The organism is Sodalis glossinidius str. 'morsitans', from assembly GCF_000010085.1.
Lineage (GTDB): Bacteria > Pseudomonadota > Gammaproteobacteria > Enterobacterales > Enterobacteriaceae > Sodalis > Sodalis glossinidius.
The window spans coordinates 3,635,458-3,650,568 of sequence record NC_007712.1 but is presented as its reverse complement, the minus strand read 5'-3'; the positions used below and the strand labels follow the sequence as shown (position 1 = coordinate 3,650,568).

Sequence of the window (15,111 nt, the reverse complement as noted above, 5' to 3'; positions counted from 1 at the left end):
TCTCCTGAATCTTAAAGACAAAGACGGTAGCGCGGGATAAAATAGATTTTCCCGTCATCGTCCCGCCTTTGCATTCACTCTATGTGTTAATCTGAACGACGCAAAGGACGCTATTCTGTCGACAATCAGTGCGTTCTCATGTCTCGGCCGAACGCTTAATGTTGTTATACTCTATCTAGCGATAAAGGTGGTTTTTTGATACGTATTAATGAGGGATTAGCGATGAAATTATCGATTTTTCTGCAAAAAGACAAGTTTTCACAGGCGAAATAAGCGTGATAATCACTAGATATCTGGTTCGGGAGACATTTAAAAGCCAGCTCGCCATCCTGTTCATCCTGCTTTTGATTTTTTTCTGTCAAAAGCTGGTGCGGATCTTGGGCGCAGCGGTGGATGGCGATATCCCGACAAACCTGGTTTTATCCTTACTCGGTTTGGGCGTGCCTGAAATGGCGCAACTGATCCTACCCCTAAGTCTCTTTATGGGGTTGTTGATGACCTTGAGCCGTATGTACACCGAAAGCGAAATTACGGTTATGCACGCCTGCGGGTTGGGTAAAAGCATATTGATCCGTGCGGCGCTTCTGCTTAGCCTGATTACCGCAATACTGGCGGTGGTGAATGTGGTATGGCTTTCACCCTGGTCGTCGCGCCATCAGGATCTGGTCATGTCGGAAGCCAAAGCCAATCCCAGCATGGCGGCGTTGGTCGAAGGGCAATTCAAACCGGCAGAAAACGGCAATTCAGTGCTGTTCGTCGGCAACGTCAAAGATAAAGGTTTTGAACATGTATTCCTGGCGCAGCTTAAGCCAAACGGCAACGCGCGTCCTTCCGTGGTGATAGCGGACCGCGGCCATATGAGCCAGCGGCCGGACGGATCGCAACTGGTGATGCTGGACAAAGGCACCCGCTATGAGGGGACCGCGCTGCTGCGCGATTTCCGCATTACTGATTTCACTCAATATCAGGCGGTTATCGGTCGCCGGGCGGTGGCGGTGGACGGCACCGACGCTGAGCAGATGTCGCTGCGCCAGCTATGGCGCTCCCCGGAGCCCGAGGCACGCGCCGAACTGCATTGGCGATTTACGCTGGTGGTCTCGGTGCTAATCATGGCAATGATGGTGGTGCCGCTGTCGGTGGTCAACCCACGCCAGGGGCGCGTTCTGAGCATGTTGCCTGCCATGTTGCTGTATCTGATTTTCTTCCTGCTGCAAACCTCGCTGCGCTCCAACGGCGCCAAGGGCAAGCTTGACCCGATGCTGTGGATGTGGCTGACCAATGTGGCGTACCTCGCGCTGGCGCTGGTACTGAATTTATGGGACAGCGTACCGGCGAGAAGGCTTCGCGGGCGTCTGCATGCGAGAGGAGCGGCCTGATGTTCGGTGTGTTAGACCGCTATATCGGTAAAACGATATTCAATACCATCATGATGACCCTGTTTATGCTGGTATCGCTATCGGGCATTATCAAATTCGTCGAACAGCTGCGCAAAGTGGGCCAGGGCGGCTATTCGGCGCTGGGCGCGGGGTTGTTTACCCTGCTCAGCATTCCCAAGGATATCGAGATTTTCTTCCCGATGTCGGCGCTGTTGGGCGCGCTGCTGGGGCTGGGTTCGCTGGCGACCCGCAGTGAACTGGTGGTGATGCAGGCTTCGGGGTTCAGCCGTATGCAGGTGGCTGGCTCGGTGATGAAAACCGCTATTCCGCTGGTGCTCTTGACCATGGCTATCGGTGAATGGGTGGCGCCGGCGGGTGAGCAAATGGCCTACAATTATCGTACTCAGATGATTTACGGCGGCTCCATGCTCTCAACCCAGAACGGGTTGTGGGCTAAGGACGGTAACGACTTTATTTTCATCGAGCGGGTGGTGGGCAGCGATGAGCTGGCCGGCGTCAATATTTACCATTTTGATAAGGCGGATAGGCTGCAGTCGCTGCGCTATGCCGCCACGGCCACGTTCAGCAACGGCAGTTGGAAATTGTCTCAGGTGGACGAATCGGATTTGACCAACGACAAGCAAATCACCGGCCGGCAAACCCTGAACGGCGAATGGAAGACCAATCTCACGCCGGATAAACTGGGGGTTGTCGCGCTGGAGCCCAATTCGTTGTCCATTTCGGGGCTGTACAATTACGTCAACTATCTCAAGCAGAGCGGACAGGAATCCAACCGTTACCAGCTTAATATGTGGAGCAAGATTTTCTCGCCGTTCTCGGTGGCGGTGATGATGCTCATGGCCTTGTCGTTTATTTTCGGACCGCTGCGCAGCGTCCCTATGGGGGTACGAGTGGTTATCGGGATAAGCTTTGGGTTCTTGTTTTACGTTTTGGATCAGATCTTCGGACCGCTGAGTCTGGTGTACAACATGCCGCCCGTGTTCGGAGCATTGCTACCCAGTATGGCGTTTCTCATTATCAGCATTGTCATGCTGTTACGGTGTCGGTGACGCGCTGATCGGTAATACCGTCAGCGCCGTTTTTTTATTGCCGTGGCTTTCATTTTGGACCTTAATGGGCTTTGTTGAATAAATCAGAACTTGTGTGACTACGCCCCCCTAGCAGATCGATTGTTATGCGATCCGGATGCTGTTCGGCATTCCTAACAGCGTCATTTTGTTAAGCGCTTTGACCATCGCCATTGCCTCACCTACCTGCGCATCATAGTCACGCAGACTTAGATGATCGCCCATAAGCGTTTTGAACCGGAATATCGCTGTTTCAGCCACTGAGCGTCAATGATAGCCCACTTGCTTTTTCCATACATTGTTACTGCTGCTTAGACGCTGATTCGCAACGGTGTAGTTACGCTCATGGTATCGGTCTGGCCAATATTGCGCCCCACCTCGTGGAGGAATAAGAGGCCTTATTTTCTTCCTCAGCAGAGCATCATGACAGTAGCGGGTATCGTAAGCGCCATCAGCCAACGCTTCCCTGATTTTCCGCTGGGTCTGGTTTATCAGAGCTGGTAGGGCCTGAGCATCCGTCGTACCGCTGAGCGATAAGTCAGCACAGATAATCTCATGCGTTACACTGTCTGCGGCCATATGCAGCTTACGCCACACCCTCCGTCTGTCGGCACCATGCTGTCGGACTTTCCATTCAAGACCTTCAGGCCGGTTCCGTCAATGACTAGAGGTGAGATTTCACCCCGGGTCGGCGTTTTTATGCTGATCTTAACTGTCTTTGCTCGCTTGCTGATCAGCGAGTAGTCTGGGCATCTTAGCGGCAGCACCATCAGTTTAAAAATGGCGTCAACGAAGCCCTGTAAAGCGCTTAACGAAAGGCCAAACACGCGTTTCATCATCAGAACAGTGGTGATAGCCATATCTGCGTAGTGAAGCGGCCGGCCACGCCGTTCAGGCGTTGTTTTTTCCGTCCATGCAACAATTGCCGACTCATCCAGCCATATCGTCAGAGCCCCGCGCTGCTTGAGAGCTTTGTTTAAGTGGACCAGTTGGTTATTTTAAACTTTTGCTTTGCCATGGAGTGCAGATGTTGAAATGACGGTAGTGATCTGAGCAGACGATCACCTAAAAATTATATTTATTCAACAAAGCCACCTTAATGCTGTGTCATGCCGACAGCGGAAAATTATTTTATGCTGTCAATAAACATGCCTTTGGTCAAATCCCGAAACCACTTATGGCACGGTGAGTGATTATGTTTTGAATGCCATGCCTGGATAATACTGCGCTTACCCAGATCAAAATCGGCGCTGAAGAATTCCACCGCCACATTCAATTTTTTCATTTCGGATACTTCTCTTTGGTTTGCATAAAATGATATTTCAGCAGATTGTCCATGCTTTTATCGCTGGCCAGGATAGGGTGGCCGCAACGGCACATAAAGTAACATTTCGCCGAGTGAATAATGCGAATGGTAATCTCCGGGTTTAAATCGCACATCTCGCCGATATAGAGATCAATATCGTTTGAGCGGAGAAAATCGTCGTCATAGTCCGAGTCATGCACCAGATTAATAAACACATTTGGCGCGCTGCGCTGAACCTCGCAGAACAGGAGCGCGTTAAGGGTGAACACGATAGTGGCGTTGGCGGCGATGGTAAATGAGACGATGGTGGTATGCGGCTCAAACGTCATATTGGTGTTAAGCATGGATTCAATCCGATTGACGAGTTGTCTAACATCCTCCTTTAATGCGATCGCCTTGGGTGTGGGAATTAATTTGGTGCCACTGCGCACCAGAATCGGATCATTGAATAAGGCACGGATTTTATTCAGCAATTTTCTGATGGCCGGCGCGGTAACGTTTAGCTTCCTGGCAGCCAGATTGACGCTACAGTCTTCCAGTAATGCGTTGAGAACCACTAATAAATTAAAATCAAAGTTATTCATATAAGAGGCATTCGTTAAATGGCTGGTTTGTGGGATATTCGTTAGTAAACGAATATTAAGGAATCCAAGTCATTAAACGTTCCTGACAAGGTCGGGAGAGAAAATAACATTGGGTGCGATAGTTAACTGCTTTTGGTAACTAATGATTCTATCTTTGATTTTTTAATTATGACAACATTAAATTAACCTTCCCCTTTGGTCCAGAGTTATCGCTTTGCCGACCGATCACACCGCAATGGGCGCTATTGCTGGCTTGACCTCCTTTTCCCCCGCTAGGAATAATGTTATTATCTGTGGGTAAATAGTGAGTTATTTATTTTAATACCCACGACATAAATTAAATCCTCCTGCCGTTGGATTAATTTTATTGCTATTTAATATATTATTAAGAAAATAAATTAATGGTTGGCATCATGTTACACGGGATGCTGAGCCGCATTTTTACCACAATCTCTTGCATGATTTCTCAACGTGTTACCGCCTGGTGCCGCCGCCTGGGTCGTCTAGGATACGTTTATCACCGCAGGGGGGGACATCACGGGTGCCGCGGCTGTGGACAGAACGAGGGCGGTACCGTTGTCGCTGCCTGCATCGTTATCGCTATCGTTTGCCGACGTCGACCTTAGCGCCGAGGCTTCAGTCTGGTCACTGCCAGAGCGTGTACCGGCATTGGCGATTCCATCCTGGTCCCCGGCAGGTCGAGTGCCGGCTTCGGCGCAGGAGCTTCAGTCTTGGTCACTGCCAGAACGCATACCGGTCTTGGCGGCGGCGGTTTAATCCTTGTCTGTGTTTGAGCGTATGTCGACGTTGTTGCCAGTGTAAACGCTGCGTGCGCTGGCGCAAAACCTTGCATGATGAACCATTCTCAGGGTAGATATTGCCAAGAAGGGAAAGCCACTATGACCACACTCGCCGGCACCTATGGCCTGATTGCAGTAGACAAACAAGGTTCAAACGTCCTGTTTCTTGATCCCGTCAGCTACGCTGTACAGCAAAGGTTAAACGGCTTTCCTCCTCGCCCCCACGAGTTGGTGATTGCGGCGTCAAAAATGAAGGCTTATGTTCCCCTTTACAGCGACGGCGTACATGGCGACAATCCGCATCCGGGGCATAAAATTGCCGTTATCGATCTGGCGCGGCGCGTGCTGAAGGGCTTTATCGACATCAGCCCGCTGCAATCTCCGCATACCGGGCGCATCGGCGATGATGGGCGCCTTTATCTGTGCTGTGAGACTAGAGCACTTTTCATCTATTCCGGTTTTTTCGCATATAGCACTGCCTCAGTAGATAGAATTCCTAATCCACAGATGCGCCGAAATAGATGAAAACCGCTCTAGCCACGCGATCGTGGTGATCGACACCGATGATGACCGGGTGGTTGACCAGATCGCTACTCCCTCCGCTAACCCCCACCGCCTGACCATGACCCCGTCGGGGAAAAAACTGTTCACGGAAAATGAAGAAGACGCCAGCATTACCGCGGTAGATATTGCCGTCTCGCCGGGACGCGTGCTGGATACCATTGCTATGCCGGGGCCTATCGGTGGTATCGCCGCCTCACCCCGTCATCCCTACTTTGTGGCCGCCGCCGCTGATCGCACGGCGCTGTATATTGTCGATAGCGACAGCCATCTTCTGCGCGGCACGCTGACCCTGGATTTTCATCATCAGGGCGTATAGGTCGTCCGTTTCAATGTCGACGGTTCGCTGCTGGCGGTGATTGGCGATGGCGAGCCGGTGGTCACGCTGCTGGACGGTGAACTCACACCGCTGGCCAGACTGAACGTCGGCAATAAGCCGATGGATGGCTGCTTCAGCCCTGACAACGCCCTTTTGCTGATTGCTAACGAGGATGACGGCACCCTGAGCGTAATCGATTTGAACCTGCTGCAGGTGATCGCCACACCGCGTGTGGGCGAGGGATGTGAGGTGCTTGGCTATTTTCCCCTGATGGGCACATAGCGACAAGCTCATCGGGATTACAATAGCGTCGTCGTGCGCTGCGTCGGCGCTTCTTCGAGACGAACGAAAAGGTTGCGCGCTTGTGTTTCACGGTTGAGCCAGAGTCTTTTACCCGCCGGCATTTTCGCTAGCGGGCAGGGGAGCGGCAGCATTTTCCCGCTGTTAAGTACTTCAGGAAATGAAGTTTTTACTCTGCTTAAGGACGAGATCACAGGCTTTGGTTTTTACTTTTTCCGTCAGTTGGGAGGTGCTGAGGGCGTTCAAGTCCACGGCATTGCCCTGGCTGGTGTTGAGGATCCCCGCCAGGCCGGACTAGTAATCCTGCGTTTTAGCCGTGGAGGAGGATGCCGAAGCAGTATTGTTAATACCCAGCTTGGTCAGCAGCTGGTCTTTTACCGCAGAGGTACTGCCGGCGGACAGCAGATTGTTTTTAACGCAGTATTGCAGCACGCCGGCGGCATTGGTCATCGTGCCGGAACTCAGCGCTTTATCGCCGCCGTTCAGCAGCCCGGCCAGCGACGTTAAGGAAGTGTCGCTATTGTTGGTCGCGGTATTGTTCTGCGTACCGCTGTTAGCGTTCGATTGATTAAAACTATTGGCGACGTTGGCGGCAGAATCCATCCAGCTTGCCGCTTGCGCCATGCCGCCAGCCATAGCGGCGTATTTACTGGTGCCTGGCTGCCAGCAGTAGACCGCATGAACAAGAAAAGTACTTGCACCCTGGCTAACGGAGTGCGTTGACAGGCGCGGGGACGGCAGCGATGTTCCGGCTGCTAACATGAACCAACAGTTGCGGTAATAGAGAATGAGGCCGTTTTTTCAGCAGTTGCACACCGGAAGGGCGGATTAGTATTGCGCTGGGATCTGTTAACGGTATAATGCACCTCGCTATCCGTACCCCTTCAGTGCCGAAGTGGCGAAATCGGTAAACGCAGTTGATTCAAAATCAACCGCCTTCGGGTGTGCCGGTTCGAGTCCGGCCTTCGGCACCATCGGAACATCAATAGACGTCAACGGACGTCTTTTTTTGTGCCTGAAATCCAGTATCCGCAAGGCTTTCCTCGCTTTTTTACTCAACCTAAGTCAACCCGATTCAATCTACATCAACTTACTGTTGCGGGTACAACTACGGGTATATCCCGATTCGATAATGTTTGTACCCACACAAAACCTTTGAAAGAATACTCATCATGGCTCTGAGTGATGTGAAGGTTCGTGCTGCCAAGCCTGAAGCAAAAGCCTATAAGCTTAAAGACGGCGAAGGCATGGTATTGCTAGTTCACCCTAACGGTTCAAAATACTGGCGGTTACGTTATCGCTTCGGCGGCAAAGAAAAGATGCTGGAGTTGGGACAATACCCTGAAGTTTTGTTAGCGGACGCCCGATCACGTAGAGACGAAGCGCGTAAGCTGTTAGCTAACGGCATTAATCCTATCGAGAATAAGAAAGCCATTAAGGTAGAACAAGAGCAGGAAGCGATAACTTTTGAAGTGGTCGCCAGAGACTGGCACGCCAGCAATCAGAAATGGTCTGCATCGCATAGTGCTCGGGTATTGAAAAGCTTGGAAGATAATCTTTTTACTGCCATTGGTAAGCGGAATATTGCGGAACTGAAGACGCGAGATCTGCTTGTACCCATCAAGGCGGTGGAATCATCCGGACGACTCGAAGTCGCCGCCCGCTTACAGCAGCGCACTACCGCAATTATGTGCTTTGCTGTGCAGAGTGGCTTAATCGATTACAACCCTGCACAAGAGATTGCTGGTGCGGTTGCTACTGCGAAAAGACAGCATCGTGCGGCTCTGGAGCTTAACCGCATACCCGAATTACTTCATCGCATTGATCACTATTCTGGAAGACCATTAACCCGATTGGCTGTTGAACTCACTTTGTTGGTTTTCATCCGTTCAAGCGAACTGCGTTTTGCTCGCTGGCCTGAAGTGGATTTTGACACGGCAAAGTGGACGATTCCTGGAGAGCGTGAACCATTGGAAGGCGTTAAGCACTCTCAAGTGGTTCGAAGATGCGGACGCTTCATCTTGTACCGTTATCGCGGCAGGCTCTAGCCATTTTGGAAAAGATCAAAAGCATGAACGGGAATCGAGAGCTGATTTTTGTGGGCGATCACGATCCGCGAAAGCCCATGAGTGAGAACACTGTCAATAAAGCTTTGCGGGTTATGGGCTACGATAAAAAAGTTGAAGTCTGCGGGCATGGTTTTAGGACGATGGCGAGTAGTTCATTGATTGAGTCAGGGTTGTGGTCGAAGGATGCAGTAGAGTGACAGATGAGTGGCTTTGTTGAATAAATCAGAACTTGTGTGACTACGCACCTCTAGCAGATCGATTGTTATGCGATCCGGATGCTGTTCGGCATTCCTAATAGCGTCATTTTGTTAAGCGCTTTGACCATCGCCATTGCCTCACCTACCTGCGCATCATAGTCACGCAGACTTAGATGATCGCCCATAAGCGTTTTGAACCGGAATATAGCTGTTTCAGCCACTGAGCGTCGATGATAGCCCACTTGCTTTTTCCATACATTGTTACTGCCGCTTAGATGCTGATTCGCAACGGCGTAGTTACGCTCATGGTATCGGTCTGGCCAATATTGCGCCCCACCTCGTGGAGGAATAAGAGGCCTTATTTTCTTCCTCAGCAGAGCATCTGGTTTATCAGAGCTGGTAGGGCTTGAGCATCCGTCGTACCGCTGAGCGATAAGTCAGCACAGATAATCTCATGCGTTACACTGTCTGCGGCCATATGCAGCTTACGCCACACCCTCCGTCTGTCGGCACCATGCTGTCGGACTTTCCATTCGCCTTCGCCAAAGACCTTCAGGCCGGTTCCGTCAATGACTAGAGGTGAGATTTCACCCCGGGTTGGCGTTTTTATGCTGATCTTAACTGTCTTTGCTCGCTTGCTGATCAGCGAGTAGTCTGGGCATCTTAGCGGCAGCACCATCAGTTTAAAAATGGCGTCAACGAAGCCCTGTAAAGCGCTTAACGAAAGGCCAAACACGCGTTTCATCATCAGAACAGTGGTGATAGCCATATCTGCGTAGTGAAGCGGCCGGCCACGCCGTTCAGGCGTTGTTTTTTCCGTCCATGCAACAATTGCCGACTCATCCAGCCATATCGTTAGAGCCCCGCGCTGCTTGAGAGCTTTGTTGTAAGTGGACCAGTTGGTTATTTTAAACTTTTGCTTTGCCATGGAGTGCAGATGTTGAAATGACGGTAGTGATCTGAGCAGACGATCACCTAAAAGTTATATTTATTCAACAAAGCCCAGATGAGTCACTAGGAACGTAACTCTATGCGTGCGGCTTATATTCATAAGGCTGAGCACCTAGGGAGCGCAGGTTAATGGTGCAGTGGTGGGCAGACATCTAAGTCTGCGTGACTATGATGCGCAGGTAGGTGAGGCAATGGCGATGGTCAAAGCGCTTAACAAAATGACGCTGTTAGGAATGCCGAACAGCATCCGGATCGCATAACAATCGATCTGCTAGGGGGGCGTAGTCACAAGTTCTGATTTATTCAACAAAGCCACCCTGCTCTGGAGAACTGGGGACTCGTGCCCTCTTTGAGTTCTTCTGTACTGATATCTACCAAACATTTTTCAATGGTTGACTCTAATGCTTGTTCATTGGTTTGACTAACCGTAGTTGTAAGCTCCCTTAATTCAAAACATTTTTATCAAGCGCCAGTAAATGCAAGTATTCACGGTTATCATCAAAGCCATCTTCCTTTGGGGCCATCAGCAGTTCTTCGCTTGGTGCATCAGATTAGTGTCCAACCATTTATGAAGATGTTTGAGTGCGGTAAAGCCCCATTTGCTAAGCTTCTTAGCCTTAACAGGACTGATTTGATGATTCATCGTGAACATATTGCAGCGTCCTATTGCTCGACCATCTGTTGTGTAATTTTTATTTTGCCTGTCACAGCTATATTGATCAGAGTGGTTTTGTATTCTTTTAGTTTCTTGATTTGCGCTCACAACAGCTCGATACACTCATCTGAAGATGTCATAAATGAACTGGCGTAATTCGCAATTTCAAGCTGCTCACGGATTGGAGGAATAAAAAAATCTACTTGTGAAAAATTATCGAAGTTCAAATCCTGCCCATCTCGAATAAAGCTTGTAGTTTGTTGTAAGGCAGCGATGTAGAATGGTAATTATTAATAAATACCCATAGAATGCAGTGTCAATATCCTCTAATGCTCTAAGAACAACATAGGATGATCGAATACAGCCTTGCGACCAGGCGCGCTCTAAACCACCCTGGAAGCTTCTCATGCTAATTACGAAATTATCCTTTTCGACGTGCTTTCTTTTTTCCAAATGGAATTGAATTTTGACGACGCGCTTACCTGTTAATTCTTCGTATTGCTCTTGAGGGATGACACCATAAGCCTGCGTAGCTGAAAGCTGAACATCATCTTTCCATGCCCGCTCTTTCCTTTGCGTAAATAGAAACTTACTTCTGCGAATTTCCTAATGTTCAGGAATCTTGCCAATCCAATCAACACCAGAGTCTTTCAACGGCACGTTTGGATCAAGTCCTTGCGTGACCGTCTTTTGAATGATGTTTTGTTTACGCTCTTTCAGCAGGTTGATTTCCTGCTCTTTGATATCTATCGCCTCGTCAATTTGTGCTGTTTTTTTATTCAGGTAACAGGCAATTAAATATTGCTGTTCATAAGGTGGAATAAACGTCTTAAACCCCATAAAGAATTCTTTCGGAATTTTATTTCTTAGTCCACGATATAATGGCTTTAGGCGCTTATTTAAATCTAGATTCAAATAAAAGTAATAAAGAAATTTACTGTTAAACTCTGTACTATTTTAGAATAATGTATAAGTACCAGTAATCATTCCATTGTAAAGATAAACCAACTGTTCTTGGGATCTCTTCGACATCAAAGAAAAAAATTTCCTCTTTTAACTTTCTGATATGTATTAAACTCTGCGGGTAATTTACTCTCAGGGTTATCCATATCCCTTTTGATAATACCTCTTAAAGTCAGTGATAAAAGTTCGTACTCATCAGATTTTTTCCCGACAAGGATTTTTTTGAGTTTGAATATATATTTATTTGTCAGTAAATTCCATGAGCCCAGAATATCTCCTAACCATTCTACACCAGAAATCTGATATGTCTCATACTTAGGAATTAAAACCAAATTATTCATCAGGCCTCTCCCTTTACTTCTGCTACTTTTACACCCAAAGTCTGCGCAATTAACCCGTCTGCTTTTTGTTCCAGATTAATGATATCTGTTGCTACTTATTCCAGGGTTCGTAGAGGTTTATGACGATAGAAATATTTATTAAAGCTGATTTCATAACCAATCTTCACTGAATCTAGGTTGATCCAAGCTTCATTGATATGCGGTTTTACCTCATCGAGAAAATACTGATAAATGCTTTTTTTCAACGGAACCGACTCAGTGTTACGAAGGTCAGTGTTGGTCTCGTAAGTAACGTATTCACCTTTTTTTCCACTTGGGTAGTAGCCAAAATCAGGTAAATCATCCACTTCGCATTCATAGCGGGAAAGCAGGTCGTCTAATTTGTCACTACTTAATTTAACGACTTTTTTAACTACTTTTTTGGCTGACTCGTCATACCAACTGGCGGTATTCAGAATAGCATTTTTCTCAGACGCAGAGAGTTTCACACTGTTTGCTTCAAGGGATTTATCAACAAGGTTCATGAACTGATTAAAGTCATAAAATTCATCACTGCCAATGTCAGACATCAATTGCTGAGCGGTTTCCAAAACGCCTTTAAGTGCGAGCCAATGCTTGACATCAAGAAGTTTGGCTCTGGCTTTCGCATTTAAGCTGATTTCGTTCTCTTCACACCAAGCGAGAATTTTTTTCTCAATGGATTTCAGGAAACTCTTTTTCTGGTCACTGTCGAAACCTGTGTTTTTATAGACATTTTCACCGTATTCGAGGCTTTGTTGAATAAACCGATTTTATGCTGCCCCTCCAGTGCAACTGCTGATCCTGGCAACGTAAAATCATGCAGTTAGGCCGCGTAAGAAAACGGCACACCTAGGGTGACAAGCATTTTCCGCCAAAACGAGTATGGCAAAACAGCATGATTCCCTATTATTCAACAAAGCCCGTATTCGACATACAAGTGCGCCATTACGTCGCTAAATTGCTTATCAAAGCGCAGTGGTGCAATGGCGTCCTGAGTAAAGCGTGCTTTACGTCGGTACGGACGTTCAACGGTCACTTTGAAGTAACCAAAGTCATCATTGCTAAACACCTTTCTGGCAATACCGACAGGGTCATTGTTTTTATCTAATTGTCTTTCAACATCCACGCAGGCAAGGTAGGTATCGGTGATCTCTGCGATATGTTCAGGCGCAAATTCGCAGTTTTTATTGCTTAAGTTTTTACGAAGTTTGCGATAGAGTAAGATTGCATCAATCAGTTGTACCTTGCATTTTCGGAAGGCAGGCTTATTGTTATTGACAATCCAAATGTAAGTAGTAATACCTGTGTTATAGAAAAGGTTATTCGGCAATTGAACGATGGCGTCTAGCATATCGTTATTCGATAATAAACCGGTGAATATTACTTTCACCGCCACCTGCATCCCCTGTAAATAAGGATGAGCCATTGTGAACAGATGCGATCCGGCTGCCGAGCGGGCTAACGCTGGGATCTTTCATCTTGTTGACCATTTCCATTAAGAACAGTAACTGACCATCACTTGAGCGTGGTGTGGCATCGACAACTTCAACGTGACCCCAATAGTCTTTCAGGCTCACTTTAAAGCGTGGGTCAATCACATCACTCCCATCTTTGATGTGTTTCTGTTCGGACGCCCAACTCTTGCCATAAGGTGGGTTGGATAACATGAAGTCAAACCGCGAGGACGCAAACTCGTCCGTAGACAATGTTGAACCTACTTTGATGTTCTCAGGATTATTACCCTTGATCATTATGTCTGATTTACAGATAGCATAGGTTTCGTCGTTAATCTCTTTGCCATACAAATAGATATCCCGGCTGTCATTGGGATACTTCTCTTCAATGAAATTCTGAGATTCAGTCAATATACCGCCACTACCACAGGTTGGGTCGTAAACAGTCATGGTGTGTGGAAGCTGGTCCTTCACCGGGTCAAAAACCAAGTGCGTCATCAGATCGATCACTTCTCTGGGCGTAAAGTGTTCACCGGCTTCTTCGTTGTTTTCTTCATTAAACTTGCGGATTAGCTCTTCGAAGACATAGCCCATCCCCAAATTGGACGTTGTTTACCACCAGGGTCAGCAGGTCAAATCCTCTTAGCCGGTTCCAGCTTTTCTGAGCAGACTGGAGCAGCTTAAATACCATTGACAGGGTGGTTTCTCTCGAACCACACTTCTTTGCGCGTCTGCTTCGTAGCCTCATAGTCGCAAAAACCGATTCAATCGGCTTTGTCGTTCTTATTGATGCCCAGTGCTCTGACGGGAAGTCGTAGAATGCCAGCAGTTCTTCTCGATCTTTCTCCAGCTTCTTCATCGCTGCAGGATACTTCGCTGAAAACCTTGCCAACAAAACATCAAAAGCGTCATTAGCGGCATTGCGGCTTTCTGCTAGCCAGATCTCCCGAAGCTCAGCCTTAACTTTCGGTTGCATGGCTTTGGGGAGTGAAGCTAACACATTAGCCGTTTTGTGCACCCAACAGCGTTGGTACTGCGTGTCCGGGAATATCTTTGCCATTGCATTCCAAAAACCAAGGGCACCGTCTCCCGTAGCTAGCTTGGGAGATACGGTTAGGCCACCTGCTTGCAGGCCATGGAGAAGTTCGGCCCAGTTTGCTTCTGATTCTCGATAACCCTCTTCGACCGCAACCAGCTCCTGACGTCCATGCTCAGTGACGCCGATACTGACCAGTAGGCAAAGGCGATCATCTTGCCTGACATGGCTGTATATGCCATCAGCCCAGAAATAAACGTAGCGCGTATCGCTTAAATCACGCAGGCACCATTGCCTGTGCACTTCAAGCCATTGCTGTTTCAGTCTGCTGATGGTACTCGCGGAGAGGCCATGGGCTTTTTCACCGAGTAGCGCCCCCCAGGGCTTCATGAAAATCACCGGTGGATATGCCTCGCAGATACAGCCATGGCAGCAACGCGCTGTTGAACGCTGTGGCAAATAACCGTTACGGACGACGGCATGACGCCCATCGTCAAGACGGCGTTCAGCATGGCTTCGAGCTCAGCCTCAACGACGGCGGCTATCAGTTGTTTGGCACTATGACGGATGAGTTCATGTAAGGGCTCACTGGTAATATCTGGTTCTGCGGAGACCTGTAGGGTAGACTTTTTCATGGTGTATCGTCTCTCTGTTGTTGAAATCATCCACGAAATCAATCAGCAGCATACGCCACCCTCTCCGAAACCTCATACACCAGAAATGAGCATAACTCGTCGTTAACTCGGCATAATGATTTTTATCCGATTAGCCGAGGTTCAGCACAGAGTTAATGTTATATTTATTATCATCAATAACATCATGTATTACGAACGATGGCCGTTTTATCACATCATGATACTGTACTTATAATTTTATAAATTATAAGTTTGTCGTATTATTAGTTTTAATATCATGTTAAGTGTTGTGTGCGTAGCGGTGGTCGAGTTTATTGATAGCGGGAGAGCTCGGTAGGGTTAGCGCCGTGTTAACAGCGGCACCTGGATGTATGGTGAGGGGGGAGAGTATTTTCCTCTTCCGGCATGTGGCACTACGGTGTGAATGTGTCTGTGACGTCAGGTAAAGGTGCCGG

At 48.1% G+C, this 15,111-nt stretch carries 5 protein-coding genes, 1 tRNA gene and 11 pseudogenes; 7 read left to right on the top strand and 10 right to left on the bottom strand.

The features are described 5' to 3' along the window. The first annotated feature begins 275 nt into the window (after nt 1-275). Nucleotides 276-1,376, top strand: a complete 1,101-nt coding sequence (lptF, locus tag SGP1_RS19440) for an LPS export ABC transporter permease LptF (RefSeq protein ID WP_011411920.1) — start codon at nt 276-278, stop codon at nt 1,374-1,376. Further along, nucleotides 1,376-2,446 carry an LPS export ABC transporter permease LptG gene (lptG, locus tag SGP1_RS19435; RefSeq protein WP_011411919.1) on the top strand — a complete coding sequence of 357 codons (1,071 nt, stop codon included), beginning with the start codon at nt 1,376-1,378 and terminating at the stop codon, nt 2,444-2,446. Before lptF ends, lptG begins: the two co-directional genes overlap by 1 nt. Nucleotides 2,447-2,569: 123 nt before the next feature. On the opposite strand, the pseudogene SGP1_RS28355 reads toward lptG, so the two are convergent. The 3 genes and pseudogenes from SGP1_RS28355 to SGP1_RS19420 form a co-directional block, all read right to left on the bottom strand. Further along, a pseudogene (locus tag SGP1_RS28355) lies at nt 2,570-3,482 on the bottom strand (IS5 family transposase). A 108-nt stretch (nt 3,483-3,590) separates the two neighbouring features. Next, nucleotides 3,591-3,749, bottom strand: a complete 159-nt coding sequence (locus SGP1_RS34450) for a hypothetical protein (RefSeq protein WP_243466106.1) — start codon at nt 3,747-3,749, stop codon at nt 3,591-3,593. Next, entirely contained in the window at nt 3,746-4,354 is a 609-nt protein-coding gene (locus SGP1_RS19420) for a LysR family transcriptional regulator (protein ID WP_011411918.1), read from the bottom strand. Before SGP1_RS19420 ends, SGP1_RS34450 begins: the two co-directional genes overlap by 4 nt. 899 nt (nt 4,355-5,253) lie before the next feature. Between SGP1_RS19420 and SGP1_RS19415 the strand changes: the two are divergent. Next, nucleotides 5,254-6,316, top strand: a pseudogene (locus SGP1_RS19415) (YncE family protein). A 171-nt stretch (nt 6,317-6,487) separates the two neighbouring features. Here the strand turns inward: SGP1_RS19415 and SGP1_RS19410 are convergent. Continuing rightward, nucleotides 6,488-6,970, bottom strand: a pseudogene (locus SGP1_RS19410) (DUF2501 domain-containing protein). Between the two features lie 253 nt (nt 6,971-7,223). Here SGP1_RS19410 and SGP1_RS19405 point away from each other — a divergent pair. Both SGP1_RS19405 and SGP1_RS19400 read left to right on the top strand, forming a co-directional pair. After that, nucleotides 7,224-7,308 (top strand) — tRNA-Leu (locus SGP1_RS19405). A 198-nt stretch (nt 7,309-7,506) separates the two neighbouring features. After that, nucleotides 7,507-8,597 (top strand): annotated as a pseudogene (locus SGP1_RS19400) (tyrosine-type recombinase/integrase); the annotation flags it as partial. Between the two features lie 68 nt (nt 8,598-8,665). Here SGP1_RS19400 and SGP1_RS28345 read toward each other — a convergent pair. Continuing rightward, a pseudogene (locus SGP1_RS28345) lies at nt 8,666-9,528 on the bottom strand (IS5 family transposase). A gap of 90 nt (nt 9,529-9,618) precedes the next feature. Here SGP1_RS28345 and SGP1_RS35830 point away from each other — a divergent pair. After that, nucleotides 9,619-9,707, top strand: a pseudogene (locus SGP1_RS35830) (integrase); the annotation flags it as partial. Beyond that, nucleotides 9,689-9,811, top strand: a pseudogene (locus SGP1_RS30280) (IS5/IS1182 family transposase); the annotation flags it as partial. The pseudogenes SGP1_RS35830 and SGP1_RS30280, both read left to right, overlap by 19 nt. A 403-nt stretch (nt 9,812-10,214) precedes the next feature. Here the strand turns inward: SGP1_RS30280 and SGP1_RS34445 are convergent. From SGP1_RS34445 to SGP1_RS19365, 5 genes and pseudogenes are all read right to left on the bottom strand, one after another. After that, a pseudogene (locus tag SGP1_RS34445) lies at nt 10,215-11,010 on the bottom strand (restriction endonuclease subunit S); the annotation flags it as partial. 227 nt (nt 11,011-11,237) lie between these two features. Continuing rightward, on the bottom strand, nt 11,238-11,510 hold the full coding sequence (locus SGP1_RS24965; protein ID WP_050747851.1) for a hypothetical protein: 273 nt from the start codon (nt 11,508-11,510) through the stop codon (nt 11,238-11,240). Next, nucleotides 11,510-12,277, bottom strand: a pseudogene (locus SGP1_RS28340) (SAM-dependent DNA methyltransferase); the annotation flags it as partial. The gene SGP1_RS24965 and the pseudogene SGP1_RS28340, both read right to left, overlap by 1 nt. A 185-nt stretch (nt 12,278-12,462) precedes the next feature. Continuing rightward, nucleotides 12,463-13,591, bottom strand: a pseudogene (locus SGP1_RS19370) (HsdM family class I SAM-dependent methyltransferase); the annotation flags it as partial. Further along, nucleotides 13,542-14,656, bottom strand: a pseudogene (locus SGP1_RS19365) (IS256 family transposase). The pseudogenes SGP1_RS19370 and SGP1_RS19365, both read right to left, overlap by 50 nt. Nucleotides 14,657-15,111 lie beyond the last annotated feature (455 nt).

Coding starts and splice junctions, on each gene's coding strand:
- lptG (WP_011411919.1), top strand. CDS start 1,376: ATGTTCGGTGTGTTAGACCGCTATATCGGTAAAACGATATTCAATACC.
- SGP1_RS34450 (WP_243466106.1), bottom strand. CDS start 3,749: ATGAAAAAATTGAATGTGGCGGTGGAATTCTTCAGCGCCGATTTTGAT.
- SGP1_RS19420 (WP_011411918.1), bottom strand. CDS start 4,354: ATGAATAACTTTGATTTTAATTTATTAGTGGTTCTCAACGCATTACTG.
- SGP1_RS24965 (WP_050747851.1), bottom strand. CDS start 11,510: ATGAATAATTTGGTTTTAATTCCTAAGTATGAGACATATCAGATTTCT.